23 protein-coding genes, 1 tRNA gene and 1 pseudogene are annotated in these 21,322 nt (G+C 61.6%); 18 read left to right on the top strand and 7 right to left on the bottom strand.

The annotated features are described in order from the left end of the window. The first annotated feature begins 153 nt into the window (after window positions 1–153). From alaC to V7787_RS44585, 9 genes are all read left to right on the top strand, one after another. A complete protein-coding gene (alaC, locus tag V7787_RS44545; protein WP_004576357.1) occupies window positions 154–1,362 on the top strand; it encodes an alanine transaminase in 1,209 nt (402 codons plus the stop codon). Between the two features lie 114 nt (window positions 1,363–1,476). Beyond that, the gene (locus tag V7787_RS44550) at window positions 1,477–2,604 is read left to right on the top strand and encodes a hypothetical protein (protein ID WP_336094138.1); all 1,128 of its coding nucleotides are present in this window, start codon (window positions 1,477–1,479) and stop codon (window positions 2,602–2,604) included. Between the two features lie 160 nt (window positions 2,605–2,764). Further along, a complete protein-coding gene (locus V7787_RS44555) occupies window positions 2,765–3,148 on the top strand; it encodes a YkgJ family cysteine cluster protein (protein ID WP_003248590.1) in 384 nt (127 codons plus the stop codon). Window positions 3,149–3,414: 266 nt separating this feature from the next. Then, window positions 3,415–3,978, top strand: coding sequence for a GNAT family N-acetyltransferase (locus tag V7787_RS44560; RefSeq protein WP_003248588.1), 564 nt, complete (start codon window positions 3,415–3,417; stop codon window positions 3,976–3,978). Between the two features lie 56 nt (window positions 3,979–4,034). Next, entirely contained in the window at window positions 4,035–4,562 is a 528-nt protein-coding gene (locus V7787_RS44565; protein ID WP_012051229.1) for a sigma-70 family RNA polymerase sigma factor, read from the top strand. Next, the gene (locus V7787_RS44570; RefSeq protein ID WP_104886667.1) at window positions 4,559–5,530 is read left to right on the top strand and encodes a FecR family protein; all 972 of its coding nucleotides are present in this window, start codon (window positions 4,559–4,561) and stop codon (window positions 5,528–5,530) included. Before V7787_RS44565 ends, V7787_RS44570 begins: the two co-directional genes overlap by 4 nt. A 76-nt stretch (window positions 5,531–5,606) precedes the next feature. Then, window positions 5,607–8,132 carry a TonB-dependent siderophore receptor gene (locus tag V7787_RS44575; RefSeq protein ID WP_104886666.1) on the top strand — a complete coding sequence of 842 codons (2,526 nt, stop codon included), beginning with the start codon at window positions 5,607–5,609 and terminating at the stop codon, window positions 8,130–8,132. Between the two features lie 67 nt (window positions 8,133–8,199). Beyond that, window positions 8,200–8,739 (top strand): hypothetical protein, encoded by a 540-nt coding sequence (locus V7787_RS44580; protein WP_014589735.1) that lies wholly within the window; start codon window positions 8,200–8,202, stop codon window positions 8,737–8,739. A gap of 20 nt (window positions 8,740–8,759) precedes the next feature. Continuing rightward, window positions 8,760–9,146 (top strand): lysozyme inhibitor LprI family protein, encoded by a 387-nt coding sequence (locus V7787_RS44585; protein WP_014589736.1) that lies wholly within the window; start codon window positions 8,760–8,762, stop codon window positions 9,144–9,146. Between the two features lie 125 nt (window positions 9,147–9,271). On the opposite strand, the gene mnmH is transcribed toward V7787_RS44585, so the two are convergent. Then, window positions 9,272–10,384: a tRNA 2-selenouridine(34) synthase MnmH gene (gene mnmH / locus V7787_RS44590; protein ID WP_064491322.1), complete on the bottom strand. Its 1,113-nt coding sequence runs from the start codon at window positions 10,382–10,384 to the stop codon at window positions 9,272–9,274. Then, window positions 10,384–11,418 (bottom strand): selenide, water dikinase SelD, encoded by a 1,035-nt coding sequence (gene selD / locus V7787_RS44595; protein WP_064491323.1) that lies wholly within the window; start codon window positions 11,416–11,418, stop codon window positions 10,384–10,386. Before selD ends, mnmH begins: the two co-directional genes overlap by 1 nt. A 126-nt stretch (window positions 11,419–11,544) precedes the next feature. Here selD and V7787_RS44600 point away from each other — a divergent pair, with 126 nt between their 5' ends. The 4 genes from V7787_RS44600 to phnE are packed head-to-tail and all read left to right on the top strand — an operon-like array spanning window position 11,545 to window position 14,790. Next, the gene (locus V7787_RS44600) at window positions 11,545–12,399 is read left to right on the top strand and encodes a putative selenate ABC transporter substrate-binding protein (RefSeq protein ID WP_064491324.1); all 855 of its coding nucleotides are present in this window, start codon (window positions 11,545–11,547) and stop codon (window positions 12,397–12,399) included. Further along, the gene (locus V7787_RS44605) at window positions 12,396–13,205 is read left to right on the top strand and encodes a phosphonate ABC transporter ATP-binding protein (RefSeq protein WP_064491325.1); all 810 of its coding nucleotides are present in this window, start codon (window positions 12,396–12,398) and stop codon (window positions 13,203–13,205) included. The genes V7787_RS44600 and V7787_RS44605 overlap by 4 nt, the downstream gene beginning before the upstream one ends. Continuing rightward, complete coding sequence (locus V7787_RS44610) at window positions 13,199–14,026, top strand: PhnE/PtxC family ABC transporter permease (RefSeq protein WP_064491326.1); 828 nt, start codon at window positions 13,199–13,201, stop codon at window positions 14,024–14,026. Before V7787_RS44605 ends, V7787_RS44610 begins: the two co-directional genes overlap by 7 nt. Beyond that, complete coding sequence (gene phnE, locus V7787_RS44615; RefSeq protein ID WP_104886665.1) at window positions 14,023–14,790, top strand: phosphonate ABC transporter, permease protein PhnE; 768 nt, start codon at window positions 14,023–14,025, stop codon at window positions 14,788–14,790. The genes V7787_RS44610 and phnE overlap by 4 nt, the downstream gene beginning before the upstream one ends. Before the next feature lie 36 nt (window positions 14,791–14,826). Here the strand turns inward: phnE and V7787_RS44620 are convergent, their stop codons facing one another. Continuing rightward, window positions 14,827–15,720 (bottom strand): bestrophin family protein, encoded by an 894-nt coding sequence (locus V7787_RS44620; RefSeq protein WP_014861462.1) that lies wholly within the window; start codon window positions 15,718–15,720, stop codon window positions 14,827–14,829. Window positions 15,721–15,943: 223 nt separating this feature from the next. Between V7787_RS44620 and V7787_RS44625 the strand changes: the two genes are divergently transcribed. Both V7787_RS44625 and V7787_RS44630 read left to right on the top strand, forming a co-directional pair. Further along, on the top strand, window positions 15,944–16,237 hold the full coding sequence (locus V7787_RS44625) for a type II toxin-antitoxin system RelE/ParE family toxin (RefSeq protein WP_003248568.1): 294 nt from the start codon (window positions 15,944–15,946) through the stop codon (window positions 16,235–16,237). Beyond that, entirely contained in the window at window positions 16,234–16,530 is a 297-nt protein-coding gene (locus V7787_RS44630) for an addiction module antidote protein (protein ID WP_003248566.1), read from the top strand. Before V7787_RS44625 ends, V7787_RS44630 begins: the two co-directional genes overlap by 4 nt. Before the next feature lie 10 nt (window positions 16,531–16,540). Here V7787_RS44630 and V7787_RS44635 read toward each other — a convergent pair whose 3' ends face one another. Next, on the bottom strand, window positions 16,541–17,020 hold the full coding sequence (locus V7787_RS44635) for a GNAT family N-acetyltransferase (protein ID WP_336094140.1): 480 nt from the start codon (window positions 17,018–17,020) through the stop codon (window positions 16,541–16,543). Between the two features lie 108 nt (window positions 17,021–17,128). Continuing rightward, complete coding sequence (locus V7787_RS44640) at window positions 17,129–17,776, bottom strand: trypsin-like peptidase domain-containing protein (protein WP_336094141.1); 648 nt, start codon at window positions 17,774–17,776, stop codon at window positions 17,129–17,131. A 341-nt stretch (window positions 17,777–18,117) separates the two neighbouring features. Between V7787_RS44640 and V7787_RS44645 the strand changes: the two genes are divergently transcribed. Further along, the gene (locus tag V7787_RS44645; RefSeq protein ID WP_012051239.1) at window positions 18,118–18,540 is read left to right on the top strand and encodes a bleomycin resistance protein; all 423 of its coding nucleotides are present in this window, start codon (window positions 18,118–18,120) and stop codon (window positions 18,538–18,540) included. Window positions 18,541–18,555: 15 nt separating this feature from the next. On the opposite strand, the pseudogene V7787_RS53240 reads toward V7787_RS44645, so the two are convergent. Then, a pseudogene (locus V7787_RS53240) lies at window positions 18,556–18,666 on the bottom strand (effector protein); the annotation flags it as partial. A gap of 433 nt (window positions 18,667–19,099) precedes the next feature. Here V7787_RS53240 and V7787_RS44650 point away from each other — a divergent pair. Both V7787_RS44650 and V7787_RS44655 read left to right on the top strand, forming a co-directional pair. After that, on the top strand, window positions 19,100–20,515 hold the full coding sequence (locus tag V7787_RS44650) for an NAD(P)/FAD-dependent oxidoreductase (protein ID WP_041166846.1): 1,416 nt from the start codon (window positions 19,100–19,102) through the stop codon (window positions 20,513–20,515). A 79-nt stretch (window positions 20,516–20,594) separates the two neighbouring features. Continuing rightward, window positions 20,595–21,089: a RidA family protein gene (locus V7787_RS44655; protein WP_014755382.1), complete on the top strand. Its 495-nt coding sequence runs from the start codon at window positions 20,595–20,597 to the stop codon at window positions 21,087–21,089. A 73-nt stretch (window positions 21,090–21,162) separates the two neighbouring features. Here the strand turns inward: V7787_RS44655 and V7787_RS44660 are convergent. After that, window positions 21,163–21,247: transfer RNA gene (locus V7787_RS44660), tRNA-Leu, on the bottom strand. Window positions 21,248–21,322: the final 75 nt, after the last annotated feature.

Consider the following 21,322-nt stretch of genomic DNA (forward strand, 5'->3'; position numbering starts at 1 on the left):
TCTGATTTTCAAACAATAGATCTGAAAAGTTCTAACAAAACAGGAAATTGTCCTTTACAAGGATCCTGTTCCGGCACTATCGTCTGATCCAGGCCGCCACATCGGCCAACGTCGCTCGGACGGTTCCGGGCGCTTACGTACTCAGAGGAAGCCATGGCCAACCCAGGTTCGCCGCGCCGCTTTGCGCGCATCGATCGTCTCCCCCCCTACGTCTTCAACATTACCGCCGAGCTCAAGATGGCTGCCCGCCGTCGTGGCGAGGACATCATCGACCTGAGCATGGGCAACCCCGATGGCGCCACCCCGCCGCACATCGTCGAGAAGCTGGTACAGGTCGCCCAGCGTGAAGACACCCACGGCTACTCCACGTCGCGCGGCATCCCCCGCCTGCGCCGGGCCATCTCCAACTGGTACAAGGACCGCTACGAGGTCGACATCGACCCGGAAAGCGAAGCCATCGTCACCATCGGCTCGAAAGAGGGCCTGGCCCACCTGATGCTGGCCACCCTCGACCAGGGCGATACGGTGCTGGTGCCCAATCCCAGCTACCCGATCCACATCTACGGCGCAGTGATCGCCGGTGCCCAGGTGCGTTCGGTGCCGCTGGTGCCGGGTGTGGACTTCTTCAACGAGCTTGAGCGGGCCATTCGCGAGTCCATCCCCAAGCCGAAGATGATGATCCTGGGCTTCCCCTCCAACCCGACTGCCCAGTGCGTGGAGCTGGACTTCTTCGAGCGCGTGGTGGCCCTGGCCAAGCAGTACAACGTACTGGTGGTGCATGACCTGGCCTATGCCGATATCGTCTACGACGGCTGGAAAGCCCCGTCGATCATGCAGGTGCCGGGTGCCAAGGACATTGCGGTGGAGTTCTTCACCCTGTCCAAGAGCTACAACATGGCCGGCTGGCGCATCGGCTTCATGGTCGGCAACCCCGAGCTGGTCAGCGCCCTTGCTCGGATCAAGAGCTACCACGACTATGGCACCTTCACCCCGCTACAGGTTGCAGCCATTGCCGCGCTGGAAGGCGACCAACAGTGCGTGCGCGACATTGCCGAGCAGTATCGCCAGCGCCGTAACCTGCTGGTCAAAGGGCTGCACGAACTGGGCTGGATGGTTGAGAACCCCAAGGCGTCGATGTACGTGTGGGCGAAGATCCCGCCGGAGTATGCGCACCTGGGTTCGCTGGAGTTCTCCAAGAAGCTGCTGGCCGAGGCCAAGGTCTGCGTGTCGCCGGGGATCGGCTTTGGTGACTATGGGGACGACCATGTGCGCTTTGCGTTGATCGAGAACCAGGACCGTATTCGCCAGGCCATCCGCGGAATCCGGCAAATGTTCCGGGCTGATGGTTTGGCTCGCAAGTAAGCCCATTGGGGCTGCGAAGCAGCCCCAACTGCCTCTTGGGTGAGCTTTCCGCCTGCCTTCTGATTACCCGTACGCCTACCGTCAGCACTCATTTCTCACCAAAGAGATCCCCCCATGAGTGTCTTCACCGCCTACTTCTGCGGCACTGGCTCGCACCGTTTCGACGACGCCAATCCCAACTTCTGGAATGGCGAGCTGGTCTCGACCCTGGCCAGTAATGACCAGAGCCGGGAATTCGCCCACTGGATCGCCGTCGACGGCCCAGGCAGCGGCAACCTTCAGGATGACAACCTGTTCGTCGAACCCGGCGGCTATTTCAACTGGACCGGCCAGCTGTTTGGCCGCGGCTGGGAGGAGAACGTCAACCATGTGCTGCAGGTCATCAAAGGCGAAAGCAGCTGGCGGCGCACCAAGCTCAGTGAGCAGGAATACGAGCGGCTGAAAGCTGCCGGTGTGCCCATTCCGGACGTGTCTTCCTCCGCCTCATGGTTCTGGCGAACCTACGACTACGGCGATCGCCACCCGACCCCGCAGGAACTGCAGGAGCGCATCATCAGCATGTTCCGCAAACCGCGCCTGCCAACCCAGGTCAACCTGGTGGGCTGGAGCAGGGGAGGGATCAGCTGCCACATGCTGGCCAATGCCATGGCGCAAGACCCGGTATTGCGCGGCATACCGGTGAACATATTTGCCATCGACCCGGTGCCTGGCGTCGGTAACGTACAGGCCGAGCGCGTAACCTTGGCGGACAATGTCAAAGAGTACGTAGGCTTCTACTCAAGGGATGAGCGCTCCAAAGGTTTTGCCTGCGTGATCCCTTCGGTCGCCAAAGAAACACGGATATGCGTTTACCCGATGCCGGGCCGCCATGCCACGCTGGTGGGCAACGCCTCGGCTGATGGCGCAGGCGATGGCAAGGTGCTGGCCGAACCTGGGCTGATCGTTCGCCACTTTGCCGAGGTTTGCCTGACCCGCTGGGGCGTGCACCTGGACAAACGTCTGGCCTTGAGCAGCAGCCAGTTGATGAAGTATCACCAGGTCATGGCGGCTGCCGACAGGCAGTATCAGGCCATGCGCAGTGAGTCCTACACGGTACTCACCGAGGGCGATAAAAATGATCGTCTGGTGCATTGTGGTGAGGTGCATACGCAGTTCAGCAAGGTACAGGGAGGCAGCTACAAGCCGAGCGCAGGCCTGGGTTTACAATGCTGGGACGCTGAAGCCTACCAGCCCATCTGCTAGCTGAAAGGGGGCGGCCGGTGAATGCACTGGTCGCCCTTGTTCAGTGGCCGGATCAGCGGCAACTTTTTTTGCATTCCCCCTCTATCCAGCGGCCCCTGGTTGGATTAAAAATGGCGCCGCGGGCCAGCCCCGATAACAACCACCTTCCCTCCGTGACATCATGTCTGAATATAACCCTTGCCTTGACTGCGGCGCCTGCTGCGGGTACTTCCGTGTGTCCTTCTTCTGGGGCGAATGCCAGTCTGCCGGGGGCGTAGTGCCGGACGACCTGGTGGTACAGATCAACCCCACGCGCGTTGCCATGATCGGCACCGATGCCAAGCCCTGCCGCTGTGTCAGCCTTCAGGGCGAGATCGGTAAAGAGGTGGCTTGTACGATTTACGCCAACCGTTCCAGCCCGTGCCGCGAGTTTGATGCGTCGTGGGAGGGTGGGGTGCATAACCCGAGCTGTGATGATGCGCGGGCGGCGTATGGTTTGCCGCCGCTGACCCCGCCAGAGGCCAACGAGCCGCATTGGCCGGATGATGGGGCTGAGGTGGCCTGAAGTATCGATCAGCCTGACGTGGTCGATGTGTGGCCTTGTGTCGCGAAAGGGCCGCACAGCGGCCCCAGGCATCAGCGGCATCGCGAGAATTGCCAGGGCTGCTTTGCAGCCCTTTCGCGACGCAAGGCCGCTCCCACAGGTAGCGTGAAAGGCTCCTGGCCTGTAGTGAACCTGCCAGCGACGGGCTGCAAAGCTGCCCCGAGATGCCTGAACCCTGCACTTGACGTTAAACTGTCATCTCCCCAGCAATGGACAGGAGATCCGGCGTGACCCCACCCCGCAGTTTCCCCAGTGACCTCTGCCTCGACAGCCCACGCCTGCAACTGCGCCCCATGCGCCATGCCGATGCCGCGCAGTGGCTGGCGATCATGGCCGACCCCGAGGTCATGCGCTATTGGCACCATGCACCCTGGCAAGACCTGGCCGAAGCCGAGAGCGCCCTGGCCGCCGACCGCGAAGCCTATGCCAATGGCGACCAGCTCAAGCTTGGCATGTACCGCCGCGACAACGGCGAACTGATCGGCATGGTCCAGCTGTTCAACATCGACGACATTTCCCGCCGTGGCGAAATCGGCTACTGCCTGGCTAGCGCCGTGCAGGGCAGGGGCTACATGGACGAGGCTCTGACCTGCTTCATCGACTACCTCGCCCACACCCTGCACATGCGCCGCCTGGAAGGCGAAATCGATCCGCGCAACCAAGGCTCGGCACGCACCCTTGAGCGCCAGGGCTTCGTGCTGGAGGGCACCTTGCGGGCGCGCTGGTGCGTGGCGGGTGAGCTGTCCGACTCTGGCATTTACGGCTTGTTGCTCGAACCACCTGTTGCATAGTCTTACGGCGAATAGCTACTATTCGGGAACAATTCTCACTTGTGTCCCGGTGCCCCATGCCCGTAGCCGACTCACCGAGCCCGTACCCGCTAGAACAGCTGTACAGCGAGCACCATGGCTGGCTTTTCAGCTGGCTACGTCGCAAGCTGCGTTGTTCGCACAGCGCAGCCGACCTGGCCCAGGACACCTTCGTGCGCATCCTGGCCTCGCGTGATGCCTTGCTGGGCATGCGCGAGCCACGCGCCTACCTCAGTACCACTGCACGCCGCCTGTTGATCGACCGGGTGCGCCGACAGCAAATCGAAGAGGCCTACCTCAGCGAACTTGCCTTGGCTGCCGAGGCGCTGGAAGGGCACCAGTCTCCCGAAAGCATCCTCATCACCCTCGAAGCGCTGGAGCAGATCGCTTTCCTGCTGGAAGGCCTGCACGTGAATGCCCGCGAGGCCTTCGTCGGTTACTACCTGGACGACCTGACCCAGCCTCAGATTGCCAAACGCCTGCAGATTTCCCCACGCATGGTGCGCAAGTACCTGGCCCAGGCCCTGATCCATTGCCACCGCACGCTGGACATTGCCGAACCGTGAACCCCTCGCGTATCGAACAGGAAGCTGCCGAATGGGCCCTGTGCCTGGGCGAGGGTGAGCTGGATGCCGACGAGGCGCGTGAGTTCGACGCATGGCTGCAGGCCGACCCACGCCACGGCGCCACCTTGCGCCGCATGCAAGGGGTGATCAGCCAGGTGCAGGCACTGCGCGAGCAACGCGGCCCGGTGGGCGCCGGGCTGCGCGCCGGCGTACGGGTTTCGGCGCCAGGCTCGGGCGCACGGCGCACTTTGCTCGGTTTGGCCCTGGCAATCTCCTTGCTGGGCACACTGAGCCTTTCCGGTGGAACGCCGCGCGACTGGCTGGCCGACTTGCATACCGCGCCGGCGGAGTGGCGCAGCCAAACCCTGGCAGATGGCTCGCAGCTGACCTTGGCGGGCAACTCTGCCGTGGATGTGGAGTTCAGCACTGGCCAGCGGCGCATCCGCCTGCTGCATGGCCAGGTGCTGGTGGATGTCAGCCATGACCCAACGCGACCCTTCGTGATACAGACCGACGAAGGCAGCTTCAAGGCTCTGGGTACGCGCTTCGTGGTCAGCCAAGGCCACTCTCGCAGCGAGCTGACCATGCTTGAGTCCCGGGTCGAGGCGCGCACTGCCGTGTCCGGCGATCAGTTGGTCGTCGGCCCGGGCGAGCGGGCATGGGTGGCGCGTGACGGGCTTGGCCCGTTGCCGGCCATCGACCCGGCGCGGGTCGATCGAGCCTGGCAGCATCACCAGTTGGTGGCCGACGGCGTACCGCTCGACCAGGTACTCGATGCCTTGGCCGAGCAACGCCGTGGCGTGCTGCGCTTCGACCGCCAGGCAATGCAGGCGATCAAGGTGTCGGCGGTACTGCCTCTGGATGACAGCGAAAGGGCACTGCGCCTGCTGGCCGAGGCGCTGCCGATTCGTATCGGCGGCGTTGGCCGCTGGTGGACCACGGTCGAACCCGTCTCACGAGAAAATTGAGCCAGGAGGTTCCGCTTCTGCGCAGTGGCCCGTCAGACAAGAGGCCAACCGATCAAGAACAAGGAGCCGATCCACCATGCGCCGATTCCCTGGCCACCCCGTCCTCAGCCCGATAGCCCTGGCCTTGCGCCTTTCCTGTGCCGGGCTGGCCCTATCCGTTGCGGCCCTGCCGGCCGTCGCCGAGGAGGCCGCCCGCCGTAGCTTCGACGTGCCCGCCGGCAACCTGGCCCAGGCGCTTGGTAGCTATGCCCAGCAAGCCGCCGTGTCGCTGGCCTTCACCCCTGAAGCACTGGCCGGCCTGCAAAGCAACGGCCTGCATGGCCTGTATTCGGTGGACAGCGGTTTTGCCGTGTTGCTGGCCGGCAGTGGCTACCGGGTAGAGCGTAGCGAAAACGGCTACCGGCTGGTGGCCGAGCCGCAAGCGGCGGTGAGCAGTGACGCGATGGAACTTGGCGTGACCACAGTAGCCGGGCAGGGCATGGGCCAGAGTACCGAGAACACCGGCTCCTACGCACCGGGCCTGATCAGCGTTGGCTCCAAGACCCCGACCAGCTTGCGCCAGACGCCGCAATCGGTGTCGACCGTGACCCGCCAGCTGATTGAAGACCAGCAACTGACCGACATCAACCAGGCGATGAAAGTGACACCGGGCATCGTCACCCAGAGCACCACCTTCCGCACCCAGGACTTCATCTCGCGGGGCTTCAGTATCCAGAACCTGCAGATCGACGGCGCTGCACCGCAGGCGCTGGGGACCGCCATGGGTTCGTTCTATTCATCGAACATCTTCGAACTGGCCGAGTTCGACCACATCGAGGTACTGCGTGGTACTGCTGCGTTGTATGGTGGCTCGGGTGACCCGGGTGGCATCATCAACATGGTGCGCAAGCGGCCGACTTCCTTTAACCAGCTGAAGCTGACCCTGTCGGCCGGTAGCTGGGACAACTATCGCCAGGAGTTCGACCTGTCCGGCCCGCTGGGCTGGGATGGTCGCGTGCGCGGTCGCCTGGTGATGTCCAACACCGATCGCCAGTATTTCACCGACAACCGCGCCACCGAGCGGCCGTTGGTGTATGGCGTGCTGGAGGCGGACGTTACGGACGACACCATGCTCACCTTCGGTGCTCGCTACAACAAATCCCACGAAACCGGCAGCAACAGCGCGGTGCCGCGCTACAGCAATGGTGCTGACCTGAACCTGCCACGGCATACCGGCCTGACCAAGAATTGGGCCTACCTCGACGCCACCGCGCGCGAGTACTTCGCCAAGGTGGACCACCGATTCAACGACGACTGGAAGCTCAACCTCAGCTACACCAACACTTGGGACCTTGGGCTGTTCAAGACGGCGACCACACTGAATGCAGTAGACCCGGTGACCAATACCGGGGCGACCTGGTACGGCACCTCGACCCGCCAGGAGAACGAGCAGCACCTGTATGACGGTAACGTCTCTGGCCACTTCCAGGCCTTTGGTCTGGACCATGAAGTGGTCTTCGGCGCCGACTACCAGAAGATCGACAGCCGGTGGCTGGGCACTGCGCCTTATGCCGCCTCGGGCGCGCCGGCCAACGTGTTCGACCCCGACAGCTCGGCGTTCGACGACCCCGGCAACGGGCGTGACTACAAGCGCGACTACAGCCCCAACTCGCAACGCCAGTACGGCCTGTACGGCAGCCTGCGTTTGCAGCTGGCCGAACCCCTGCACCTGATTGTCGGTGCGCGTGCACAGCGCTTCCACTTTTGGCAGACCTACACCAACAACCTGACCTCGCCAGCAAGTATCTCCAGCCCGGAGCAGCGTATAGGCACGAAGGTCACCCCGTTCGGTGGCCTGGTCTACGACCTTGACGATCAATGGTCGACATACGCCAGCTATTCGGAAATCTACAAACCGCAGTCCAGCCGAATCAGCGGCCCTGCGCAAAGCGGTTCGCCGCTTGAGCCCATGACCGGCAAAACCTACGAAACCGGCCTCAAGGGTGAGTTGTTCAACGGCGCACTCAACGCCAGCGTGGCGCTGTACTACAGCACCCGCGAAAACGAAGCGGTGCAAGACCCGAACTTCCTGGCCACCAACGCCGGCTTCTCGGGCAGCTGCTGCTATGTGTCCAACGGTAAGGTGGTGAGCAAGGGCATCGACATGGAGCTGTCTGGCGAGCTGCTGCCGGACTGGATGCTGGTGGGGGGCTACACCTTCAACCTGAACCGCAACCGTAGCGCCGATGCACCGCTGAGCACGGTGATGCCAAAGCACCTGTTCAAGCTGTACAGCACCTACCGGCTGCCGGGTATCCTCAGCGACTTCAAGGTCGGCGGTGGCGTGCAGGTGCAAAGCGCCACGTACATGAGCGGTACAGTGAATCGCTACGACAGCAGCGGCGCGCTGGTTGAGCGAAACGTGCCGTTCGACTTCGACCAGAGCGGGTATGCGATCTGGAACGCGTTGGTCGAATACCGTGTCGATGATCACTGGAACGTCACGCTCAACGGCAACAACCTGTTCGACAAGAAGTACTACGAAACCGTGGGCACTTCGACCTATGGCAACTACTATGGTGAGCCACGCAACTTCATGGTGACCCTGCGCGGCACCTATTGAGGGTTTGGAAGCGGGGCAGGGCCTGGGTTAAGGTCGTAGGCTGTCCCGTTTTTCTCAGGAATCCCCTTTGCCCGCTTTCTACCTGAGTATCAGCCTGCTGCTGTATTTGCTCGCCCTGTTCTTCGATGGCGCGCTGATGAGCGGCGAGCGTCATATGCCGGCCCTGCAGATGCTGCTGTACGGGCCATGGGGCATGCCGTTCGGCTTGTACCAATGGTTTGCCAACCCGCTGCTGGCCCTGGCCATCCTGGCTCATCGGCGGTTTCGCCGGCTGGCCTTGCTGGCCGGGCTTGGGGCGGCGTATCTGGCTGCCAGCAGTTTTGGCATCGACCGCTTGCCGGATAACAGCAGCTATGAATTTCATGACCTTACCGGCTTTGGTGCTGGCTTCTACCTGTGGCTGGTAGCGATGGTGGTGTTTTGCCTGGGGCAAGCCTGGTTTTGCTGGAAGGCGCGAAGGGCTGACGACGTGCCAGGCTGGAACTGGCTTGATGTCGCCTTGATTGCCGCCCTGGGGGTAACGTTGTATGCAGCGACGCAAATGCCCTCGCTGCGCTTCGAGCCAGGCAAGGTGCTGATGCCTCCGGAGCAGCCGCAGACGCTTTGATACCCACAAGGAGGGTTAGCATGATCAAGCATTACCTGGCAGGCCTGGCACTGGCCTGCGTGCTACCGGTAGCGATGGCGGACGATTACACGGCGGCCTACGGGCAGTGCATGGACAAGGCCTCCAGCACCGTGGCCATGAACGCGTGCATCGGGGCCGAAACGCAAGTGCAGGACCAGCGGTTGAACCGGGTGTACAAGCAGTTGATGGGCAAGCTGGATGCCGGGCAGCAGAAGAGCCTGCGGGATGTGCAGCGCAAGTGGCTGGCCTACCGTGATGGCAATTGCCAGTTCCATGTACAGGCCAGTGGCGGGACCCTGGCGCAGCTGGAAGGTGGCAGCTGCATCATGGACATGACCCGCGACCGCGCTGCGGAGCTGGAGCGGGTGCTTAGCCCGGGGCAGTAACGCCTGTTCAGGCATGATTGGCCTACATTTGCAGGCGCGGGTTCAGTCGCGAACATCGGCTTTGCCGGTGTCATGCACCGCGTTGCCTTCTTCGCGGGTAAACCCGCTCCTACAGGGTGCTGGTTCTATTTGCGCGGTTGGCGCAGCGCCCGGGCCTTGAGGTACTCGCGTACTTCCACGGCATCCCCGGCAAACTCGATGCGCTCGGCCTTGGCTGCGCGCTGGTAGGCATACATCGGGTCGTAGTACTCGTTCAGCAAGCCTTCGATCCAGCCCCGGTGCAGGTCTACTGCGCCGCTGTGCTGCTGCTCTTCCAAGGCTTCGCGCAGCATCTCGGACAAGCGCTGATGGCGCTCTCCACCTAAACGCTTGTAGATATTGGCCATGCTCTGCAGCATGCGCTCGGCAAACAGCCGGGGACCGTCTTCTTCGCCATGCACGGCCTTGAACTCGGCGCTCAGGTTGACCACGTAGTCGCGCAGGATGCGCTCCACGCGGTTGGTGAAGCTGTCTTCAAGCCACACCAGCGGGTAATGCTGCATGCCTTGGTACAACTCCAGCGGCACCGTGCAGCTGCCAACAATGCGGCCTTCATCTTCCAGAACGAACTGCCCGATACCGCGGGCGCGCTTTTTCAGCACGTCGATTGCCAGCTGGTTTTCAAAGTCGATCTGCGCCGGTTGCGCCGTGGCGCGCTTGCCGAAACTGGAGCCGCGATGGTTGGCGTGGCCTTCAAGGTCCAGCACGTTGTCCAACTGGTGCAGCACATCGGTCTTGCCGGTACCGGTCAGTCCACCGACCAGTACGAAATCACATTGCTCCACCGCTTGCTGGGTAGTCTCCAGCAGGAAGGTACGCATGGCCTTGTAGCCGCCTTTGACACGCGGATACTGAATACCCGCCTCATCGCGCAGCCAGCCCTGCACGATCTGCGATCGCAGGCCACCACGGAAGCAGTACAGGTAACCGTCAGGGTGGGCCTTGGCAAACGCTGCCCAGGCCTCCAGACGGGCCTGCTTGGTGGCGCCACTGACCAGCTGGTGGCCCAGGGCGATGGCGGCGGCCTGGCCCTGCTGCTTGTAGCAGGTGCCGACCTTCTGCCGCTCCTGGTCGTTCATCAGCGGCAGGTTTACCACGCCAGGGAAGGCGCCTTTGGCGAATTCGACGGGGGCGCGCATGTCCATCATCGGCACGTCGTCGAGGAACAGCTGACGGAAGTCGGTGCAGTCGGGGCGCATCAGATCACCTCGACCGCATGGCTCTGTCGCTCGACCAGCTTGCCGATCGGGGACAGTTTCAGGCCCAGTTCGGCAGCCACGGTGAGGAACTCGGCTTCACCCTCCGGGGCAACAGCTACCAGCAAGCCACCGCTGGTCTGCGGGTCGCACAGCAGGTGCTTCTGGTCGTCGCTCAGGGCGCCGATCTTGTGCCCGTAGCTGTCATAGTTGCGCAGGGTTCCACCAGGGATGCAGCCTTCGGCCAGGTAGTGGTCGACGCTAGCCAGGCGTGGCACGGCGGCGTAGTTCAGGTGCGCGGTGAGGCCGCTGCCTTCGGCCAGCTCGACCAGGTGGCCGAGCAGGCCGAAGCCGGTGACGTCGGTCATGGCCTTGACCCCGTCCAGCTTGCCGAAGCGGCTGCCCGGCGTATTGAGGGTGCACATCCAGTCACGGGCCAGGCCTTGGTCTTGCACACGCAGCTTGGCCTTCTTTTCGGCAGTGGTGAGGATGCCGATGCCCAGGGGCTTGGTCAGGTACAGCTGGCAGCCCGCGCTGGCGGTGTCGTTGCGTTTGAGGTGGCGTTTACTGACCACCCCGGTGACGGCCAGGCCAAAGATCGGCTCGGGCGCGTCGATCGAGTGGCCGCCGGCCAGCGGGATACCCGCTTCGGCGCACACCGCACGGCCGCCGCGGATGACTTCGCGGGCGACTTCCGGCGGCAGCACGTTGACCGGCCAACCGAGGATGGCGATGGCCATCAGCGGGTCGCCGCCCATCGCATAGATGTCGCTGATGGCGTTGGTGGCGGCAATGCGGCCGAAGTCGTAAGGGTCATCGACGATCGGCATGAAGAAGTCGGTGGTCGAGACCACGCCGCGCTCGTCGTCCAGCGCGTACACTGCTGCATCGTCGCGCGATGCGTTGCCGACCCACAGTTTCGGGTCCAGGGCCTGGGTGCCGCTTTCGGCAAGGATCACGTCCAGCACCTTGGGGGAGATCTTGCAACCACAGCCGGCGCCATGGCTGTACTGGGTCAGGCGAATCGGCTCGCTCATACGCACCTCTGCAGGTCAAATTGTTGCGCGATTGTAGCAAAGCTGGCCTTTGGGCCCTTGCCTCTTATAATTCCCGGTGTCGGCAAATGTGTCGGCACTTCCCCGCTATTGAACCGGAGAACACCCATGCTCAACCGCCCCCTGGCGCTCGCCGCCGGCCTCGTGCTGTCTTGCTGTGCCGCTGTCGTTCAGGCCGCAGAAACCCTGCGGGTCAGCGCCATTCCCGACGAAGCGCCGACCGAACTGCAGCGCAAGTTCAAGCCTTTGGGTGAGTACCTGGCCAAGCAACTGGGCATGGAGGTGGAGTTCGTACCCGTGGCCGACTACCCGGCGGTGGTCGAGTCGCTGGCCGCAGACCGCCTCGATCTGGCCTGGCTGGGGGGCTTCACGTTCGTTCAGGTGCACCTGAAGGACCCGACCGCCACTCCACTTGTACAGCGTGAGCAGGACGCACAGTTCACCTCCAAGTTCATCACCGCCAACCCCGACGTGAAGAGCCTGAGCGATCTGAAGGGCAAGTCGTTTGCCTTCGGTTCCATTTCGTCTACTTCGGGCAGCCTGATGCCGCGTTACTTCATGCTCAAGCAGGACAATATCAAGCCTGAAGAGTACTTCAGCCGTGTGGCCTATTCTGGCGCCCATGATGCCACCGTGGCCTGGGTGCAGGCTGGCAAGGTCGATGGTGGCGTGCTGAACGCCAGCGTGTGGCAAAAGCTGGTGGATGCCGGCAAGGTCGACACCACCAAGGTGAAGGTGTTCGCCACGACCCCGACCTACTTCGACTACAACTGGACCGTGCGCGGCAACATGGACCCGGCGTTGAAACAGAAAATCAAGAAAGCCTTCCTGGACCTCGACCCGAGCAACCCGGAGCACAAGGCGATCCTTGACCTGCAGGCCGCCAGCCGCTTCATCGAGACCAAGCCTGAGAACTACAAGGGCACCGAACAAGCTGCACGCGAGGCCGGCCTGCTCAAGTGACAGCTTCGAATGCAGCAATCCATCTGCACGGTGCCAGCCTGCGCCATGGCCAGGTACGCGCGCTTGACGCGGTGAGCCTGCGGATCGCGCAGGGCGAGCGTGTCGCCATCATCGGGCCGTCGGGGGCGGGCAAGTCCAGCTTGCTGCACCTGATGGCCACGGCCGTTCAGCCCACCAGTGGGCGCCTGGAGTTGCTTGGCGAGCAGCCTTGGGCGCTGTCGGCAAGGGCACGCCAGCGACTGCGCGCGCAGGTTGGCCTGGTGCATCAGGCGCCGCCTTTGCCACCGCGTCAGCGGGTAGTGACCGCAGTGCTGGCGGGTCGCCTGGGGCAGTGGGGTACGCTGCGCGGCTTGCTCAACCTGCTGTACCCCAGCGATGTACCGGGGGCGCGCCAGGCCTTGGCCGAACTGGGCCTGGCCGACAAGCTGTTCGTGCAGTGTGGACAGTTGTCCGGTGGCCAGTTGCAGCGGGTGGGCATTGCTCGGGCGTTGTACCAGCGTCCGCAGGTGCTGCTGACCGACGAACCGGTGTCGGCCATGGACCCGGTGTTGGCCGACCACAGCCTGGCCTTGCTCAATCGCCATGCCCAGGCCACTGGCGTGACGTTGGTGGCGAGCCTGCACGCCGTAGAGTTGGCGCTGGCGCATTTTCCGCGGGTGATTGGTATTCGGGAAGGGCAGGTTGTGTTCGACTGCCCGGCCGAAGCGGTCACCGAGCAACTGCTGGACGCGCTATACGCCAACGAACAACTGGCTCCGCCGCCAACCCAGGGGCCGACCCTGACCGTGCAGATTCCGCGATGCTGAAGGCCGACGCCCGCGACCCGGCGCTGCTGCCGCGGATGCTGCTGGCCCTGTTGGCGGTAGCAGTACTGTGGCCGGCTATCCAGACAAGCGAACTGAACCCCGGGGTGCTGTTGCAGGCGGACAACCGTCAGCAGATTGCCAGCTTTACCAGCGCCTTCTGGCCGCCGGCACATGATGCCGATTTTCTTGCACTGCTATATGAAGCCACCTTGCAGACCCTGGCCGTGGCGACTGCCGGCATGGCGCTGGCGTTGTTGTTGGCGATCCCGGCTGGCTTGCTGGCCAGCCGTGCCTTGTCCTTGCGTGCTGCTTCACGCGGCGGGCGGGCCGGGTTGTGGTCGCGACTGTTGCGCCTGCCGGTGCGCGGGCTGCTGATTTTCCTGCGTAGCGTGCCGGAGATCGTCTGGGCGTTGCTGTTCGTGCGCGCCGTGGGGCTCGGGCCGACGGCGGGCGTACTGGCTATCGCCATCACCTACAGTGGCATGCTCGGCAAGGTTTATGCCGAAATATTCGAGTCGGTCGACCAGCGCCCAGCGCATGCCTTGTTGCAGGCGGGCAGTGGCCGGCTGGCGGCGTTTTTCTACGGCATCCTGCCCAATGCTGCCTCCGAAGTGGTGTCGTACACCGTGTACCGCTGGGAGTGCGCGGTACGGGCTTCGGTGGTGATGGGCTTTGTCGGTGCTGGCGGGCTAGGCCAGCAGATCGACCTGTCGATGCGCATGTTTGCGGGTGCGCAAGTGGCGAGCATGCTGTTGACGTTCTTGTTGCTGGTGATCCTGGCCGACCTGCTCAGCCGCCTGCTGCGCTGGAGGCTGGCATGAACCGGGTGATCAACTGGGTGCTGTTGGGTGCCATCGTGTCAGCGGTGGTGGCCTCGTTCGCATACCTGGAGCTGGACCTGCACGCACTGGTCGGCAATGGCGGGCTGGGGCAGATGGGCGAGTACGCCGGGCGCTTCCTGCAGCCGGATCTGTCTGCGGGGCACCTCAAGGCGGTGTGGCGCGGGGCGCTGGAAACCCTGGCCATGTCTGGCATGGGCACCTTGTTGGCAATGGTATTGGGGATGTTGCTGGCACTGCCGGCGGCGGGTCGCTTCGGTTGGCCGTTGCAAGGGGCCGCGCGTTTGCTGCTCAATGCCTTGCGTGCCATTCCTGAACTGGTGTGGGCAGCGCTGACTGTGCTGGCGGCTGGGCTGGGGCCGAATGCCGGTACTCTGGCTTTGGCGTTGCACACCGCTGGCGTGCTGGGGCGGTTGTTTGCCGAGGCACTTGAGAATGCCCCGCCCGAGCCGGCGGCGGCGATCCGTTTGCAGGGGGGCAGCCAGGTGGCGGCGTTCTGCTTTGGTACCCTGCCCAACCTGTGGCCGCAGTTGCTGGCCTACAGCTTGTACCGCTGGGAGAACAACATCCGCATGGCCAGCGTGCTCGGGTTCGTCGGGGCGGGCGGGTTGGGGCAGATGCTGTACACCACCTTGAGCCTGTTCCAGGAGGCCCAGGCCAGCACGGTGATCATCGGTATGCTGGTGTTGGTGTTGCTGGTGGATGTGTCGAGTGATGTGTTGCGTCAGCGCTATGTGCGGGCCTGACGGAAAGCCCGGGCTGCAAAGCAGCCCCGACATTTCTCAGGCGTCTACAGCCTCGGCACACTGCGCCTCCCGCTGCATCGACTCCAGGTTACGCTCGATCGTCTCGCAGATGGTATCCATCTGGATCTGATGCTCGCTGAACCTGAACGGGCTCTGCAAGTCCGTGCCGATCCGCTCGATGGCCAGCAACATGAACCCTACCACCGTCGACGCCAGCGGCGTGAACCAGCCCAGCGACTCCACCAGCCCCACCGGCACGATCAGGCAGAACAGGGTGATGAACAGCCGTGGGAAATACACATAGGGGTAGGGCAATGGCGTATTGGCAATCCGCTCCATGCCGCCCTGGGCGTTAGACAGATCTACCAGCGTCGACTCCAGCCGCGCCAGACGAATGCTGTCCAGCCGCCCGGCCTGGTATTCCCGCGCCAGCAAGGCTGCCGAGCCGCCGAGAATGTCATTGGCGAAATTGTTCGAGCGGTTGCGCCGTTCGAACTCCGCCGGAGGGATGAAGGCCATCAGCTCCTCCGGGCAGCTTTCGCCTTTCAAGTGCGCCGCCAGGCAGTTCACATAGGCGATATGCCGGCGCAGCAGGGTGGCCTTGACCGGGTTCAGGCCGTCATCCGGGTCATCGATCAGCGTCAGCGTCTGCCGTGCGAAGCTGCGCGAACTGTTTACCAGCGCGCCCCACAGGGTGCGAGCCTCCCACCAGCGGTTGTAGGCGCTGCTGTTGCGAAAACTCACCAGCACCACCAAGGCTGAGCCCAGCAGGGTCAGCGGGATCAGTGGCAGGGTGAACTTGCTGTTCAAGAACAGCATGAAATCGATGGTGACCAGCACATCCCAGATCAGCAGCCAGAACAGCGACCAACCGATATAGCCGATGGTCTTCACCACCAGGCGGTACTTGCGGGCGATGACGTCTTTCACGTGGGGGCACCTCGAAACGCGGGGGATGCAGGATGGGACGCCGAGGCTCGTCGAAGGTTCGAGGGTTGAATGTTGCAAGGGATTTTGTAGCTGAAACGAAGGGAAAACTCCGACCAGCCTATCAGATGTGCCTGAATTCCTGATTCAGCTCAAAAACGACAGAGTGGGTCGCTTCAATCCTTGAATGGGTGTATCCATAAGGATACGATTGGGTGACCACTTGATGTTTCTCGTTGAACAGACGGAAAGCTTTGCCGCTTGGCTATCGAGCTTGAGAGATTTGAGGGCCAGGCTGGCGATAGGTCGTAGGCTGGAGCGAGCAGCGGCGGGCAATCTTGGTGACTTCAAGTGGCTTGGAGGCGGTATTGGTGAGCTTCGCATCGACGTAGCTGCCGGTTATCGCATCTATTTCACGCAAAAGGGGCAGAGGTTGGTTTTACTGCTGGTCGGCGGCGACAAGTCCACCCAGGCCGCCGACATCCTCAAAGCCAGAAAGCTGCTGAAGGAGATGAAATGAGCGAAAAATTGATCCCGTTTGATATGGCAGCCTTGTTGAGCAGCGATGAGGCAATCAGTGAATACCTTAGCCAGGTGCTATCAGATGGCGATACCGAGGAAATCATTCGAGCACTTGGCCATATCGCTCGTGCACGGGGCATGACACATATTGCTACGGAGAGTGGGCTGGGTAGAGAAAGCCTGTACAAGGCGCTGAGCCCTGGCGCGAAGCCTCGTTTTGACACTGTATTGAGGGTCATTCGTGCTCTGGGGGTGGACCTTCTCGTTCAGCCACATGCAATGACCCGCTGATCCAGCTCGGTTAAGTCAGTATTTGCTTCATCTGCACCAACGCTACCCGCGTGCCGTTCCACGCCTGCCGCTCCTCGATGCCGAACGGCATGAAACCCAGTTGTGGATAAAGCAGCAAGCCTGCGGTGTTGTGATTGAAGCATGACACCCAGACCTCCCGGGCGCTGTACTGCTGGCGGGCGAGGTCGATCATTGCCGTTACCAGATAACGCGCTACACCAAGGCCGCGGGCGCTGGGGGCCACCACTACGTTGCCCAGGGCACATAGGCCGCCATGTTCGGCTTTGTAGAAATTGGCGAAGGCCAGGACAGCGCCGTTATCTTCCACTACCGTGGAGCCGCTGCGTTGGGCTATGGCGTCGCTCAGCTGGTTGGGGGTGAGGGGGTAGGTGGCTTTGGGGAACATGTAGAACAGTTCGTCCGGGCTCTGCGGGAAGCTGCAGATAACGGGGATGTCTTCTGGCCGGATGGGGCGGTGGGTCAGGTGCATGGCAGGTCCTTCTCGCGTTGGCTGGCAGGGCCTCTTCGCGGGTTTACCCGCGAAGAGGCCATCAGCCTCACATCATAGGCCGCTTTCCATCCAACACCGCGCCCCGATTCACGGCTTGGCGGCCACCGCCACGTAGCCTTTGACCGCAGCCGGTGCCTGGGGCTTGGCCTTGTGCGCCAACAGGTACTGATAGCGCCGCCATTCCTTGTCGATCTCGTTGAATGACATGAATACGCTGATGCGCGCCTTGCCGGCCAGGTCCGGGCGCTTGCCGGCGTCGATCTCGCTGGTGGGAATGATGGCGACGTTGATGCCTAACACCTTGCCGTCATCTGCAAACACAGGCCCACCCGACATGCCCTTGGTGATCGGGCCGTCATGTACTGAGTAGAAGACACTGCCAGGCGTACCTTCAAGCCGTACCAGCGACGACAGGGCATGGCCCTTGCCCTGCATCGGCATCATGAAACTGTTGAAACCCACCGCCGTCACTGCCTCCCCCGGCACGTACTGGCGCCAGTGCGGCACGTTGCTGGCCTTGTGCTTGAAGAACACCACGTCACCCAGGCCCTCGTGGACCACGTTGCGCAGGAAGGGGGTGTGTTTGGCGGTTACAGCGTAATCCTCGTTCCACTGGATGGCGCTGGCCATCAGCAACATCGGCAGAGGGGCACCAGAAGTGACCACGAAAGCCTGACTGTAGACGGGATCTGAAACGTACGACGTTGGCACTCCATTGCACCCACTGAGCAGCATCATTGCCGCCATGCAGGGCGCGATTGTTTTCATGTGTCACACAGGGCGTGGAAAAATGGGAACGCAACTATGGCTAAGTGCCATTACGCTAGCAATACTTTCGGCATATATCCGACGAATGACAGCTTAAGTGTTAGTCATGACGGCGGCCAATAGAATGCAGGTATGGCTATAGGTCCCAGAGCCATTGGGGCGGCGTCAAAGTGAAGGGATTTTTTTCGGGCGGATCTGATGGTGTGAACTGCATTGAGCTGCATTGGGCGACCACACTGACAAGCTACCTTTTTCAGGGCGACCTGTTCATAGTTGCCAGTCGACTTACCCTGAAAGGAATCAGAACATTGTTTAAGCTAAATCCCCTTGTGCCGGAGCTGATTGTTTCTGATCTACCTCGCAGCCTGGCATTTTACTGCGGCGTACTCGGCTTCAAGATTGAATACGACCGGCCAGAAGAGCATTTTGCCTTCCTGTCTTTTGGTGGCAGCCAGCTGATGCTGGAGCAGGACTGGCAGAGTGAGTCACCCTGGCGGGTCGGCCCGCTGGAGCCGCCGTATGGTCGAGGCATCAACCTGTCGATCGAATGCGCTGATGCACTGGCCTTGGTCGCGTCGCTGGGGGTTGCGGGGCATAGCATCAGAAAGCCGATTGAAGAGTGTTGGTACCGCCAGGGCGGCATGCTGGTCGGCCAGCGCAATTTCCTGGTGCAGGATCCGGACGGCTACTTGCTTCGGTTTGCTGAAGATCTCGGCGTGAAGAGCGCCTGAGCCACGGGCGGGCACACGAAAAATTGACCCCAGGTTGCGCTCGATGGTCTCGCAACGGGTATCCATCTGGATCTGGTGCTCACTGAACCTGAACAGGCTCTGCTAATCCGTGCCGATCCGCTCCATGCCTCCCTGTGCATTGGACAGATCTACCACAGTCGGATCCTGATGCCTTTGTCCACACTGAATATGTGGCAATGAAGTGTTGCCACATAACGCTATGCACCCACACAGTTACTGAATCCGCAGCGCTTATTGCCCCCGCGCACTTTCGGAACTAAGCCAGCATCTTCGCCCGAACTAACTTCCCTCTTTCGAGTGTTGAGTGTCGCCATATCAACTATTTATGTCACTTGCGCGATAGTTTCAAAATAGCTGAACTAAGTATTTGCCCACAGCGCTTTTTCCCGAAGCGGGTCATCAACAAAATAGCCGCCCTTCAATTTTAAACATCAGCCTGACGCGTGGCCGAAAGTTGACCGCGGCGGCTGGCGGCCGGGTAGGTGGCTCGCCGCCTGAGCTGATGAACCCACACCGATTACCAGGAAAGGAAAGTGTCATGGGAATGACGAGGCGTAAATTTTTGATCGGCGGCGGCGTCGTGGCTATTGCAGGTGGCGCAGGCATTCTGACCCCCTTGCTGACCCGCGAAGGCAGGTTGATCCCCGGCAAACCGCGGTTTGGTTTTGTAGAAGGTAGCGAAGGTGCGCTTCCCAAACAGGCAGACGTCGTCGTTGTTGGCGCTGGTATTCTGGGGCTCATGACCGCAATCAATCTTGTCGAGCGTGGCCTCTCGGTAGTCGTCGTTGAAAAAGGTGATATTGCCGGCGAGCAGTCATGCAGGTTCTATGGTCAGGTCATGACCTACAAGATGCCTGATGCGACGTTCCAGTTGCACCATCTTGCCAAACAACGGTGGCGCGAGATGAATGCCAAAGTGGGTGCAGATACCAGCTATCGCACACAGGGCCGGGTCGAAGTTCCTTTCGATGAAGAAGACCTGGAAAACGTCAGAAAGTGGATCGATGTCAAAAGCCGGGAAGTAGCAGCGGACAACCCCTTCAAGACTCGGATCATTCAGGGGAATGAACTCGAACAGCGGCTGCGCGGTGCATCCTCGAGCTGGAAAATTGCAGGTTTCGAGGAAGACTCCGGTAGCCTGGACGCTGAGCGCGCATCGTTTGTCATGGCGGAGTACGCCAAGAAAATGGGTGTGCGCATCTACACCCACTGCGCCGCAAGGGGCCTGGAAACCCAGGCGGGCGTCATCTCCGATGTGGTGACCGAGAAGGGCGCCATCAGGACTTCTCGCGTGGTCGTGGCAGGCGGCGCCTGGTCCAGGCTGTTCATGCAGAACCTGGGCGTCGATGTGCCTACCTTGCCGGCCTACCAGTCCCAGCAAATCATCAGCGCGGCACCCCGTGCACCGGGGGGCAACGTTGCATTGCCAGGGAATATCTACTTCCGCGAGCAGGCCGACGGTACATACGCCACCTCGCCGCGCGTCGTCGTTGCCCCGGTGGTCAAAGAATCGTTCATGTATGGTTATAAATACCTGCCATTGCTGGCCATCCCCGACTTCCCGGTGCACATATCACTCAACAAGCAACTGATCGATTCGTTCACTCAGCCCACCCAGTGGAGGCTGGACGAGGTTTCGCCCTTCGAGAAAAACAGGCTGATGACGGCGGCCCCAGATATTCCAGAGCTGGATGCATCTCTGGAAAAGCTCAAAGTCGAGTTCCCTGCCTTCAAAGATGCGAAGTTGATCGATCAGTGGAGCGGTGCCATGGCCATCGCCCCGGATGAGAACCCGATCATTTCGCAGGTCAACGAGTACCCGGGCCTGGTTATCAACACCGCGACCGGTTGGGGTATGACGGAAAGCCCGGTGTCGTCCGAGCTGACGGCAGACCTGCTGCTTGGAAAGGCGCCGGTGCTGGATCCGAAACCCTTCAGTTTGTATCGATTCTAAGTACGCATACCGCAATGGAATGACCCGTACACGCATAAACGGTGCGTGTACATTCTTGTGTAACCATCAGGAGAGAAATATGAAATGCGCTTTCAAGACCGTTGCAGCATTGGCGTTGGGAATAGCCGGTGGCAGCGTTCATGCACAAGATATCGTGCGCCATGGCGCAGGTAGTTTCCCTATCTCGTCGGCTGTAGAGATTCCTGCCGGGAAGTCAGTCGTCTATCTGAGCGGTTCCGTTCCGTCGGTGATCCATCCCGATGCGCCCAAGGATTCGCTGGAAGCCTACGGTGATACCAAGGCACAAACCATCAATGTGCTTGAAAGCATCCAGCAGCAGCTGAAAACACTGGGTCTTGGCCTGACTGACGTGGTGAAGATGCAGGTATTCCTGGTGGGTGGCCCGGAGAACGGCGGCAAGATGGATTTCGAAGGTTTCATGGCTGGCTACACCCAGTTCTTTGGGCCAGCCGCCAAGCAGCCGGTGCTACCTGCGCGCTCGGCGTTCCAGATTGCAGGCCTGGCGCACCCTGCCTGGCGGGTTGAGATCGAAGTGACAGCGGTTCGTCCCTGAGAGGACCTTGGCCCAGCCCGACAAAATCGTCGGGCACAAAAAAACCGACCGTAAGGTCGGTTTTTTCCGGATTTGGTGCCCCGAGGGAGACTCGAACTCCCACTCCTTTCGAAAACGGATTTTGAATCCGCCGCGTCTACCAATTCCGCCATCAGGGCGTGGCGCGCAGTATAAAGAGGTGCCGCTGGTCGGTCAATCGGCTTTCATGGTCAATTTTCACACATTGGGCTAAA

Source organism: Pseudomonas sp. CGJS7, from assembly GCF_036961695.1.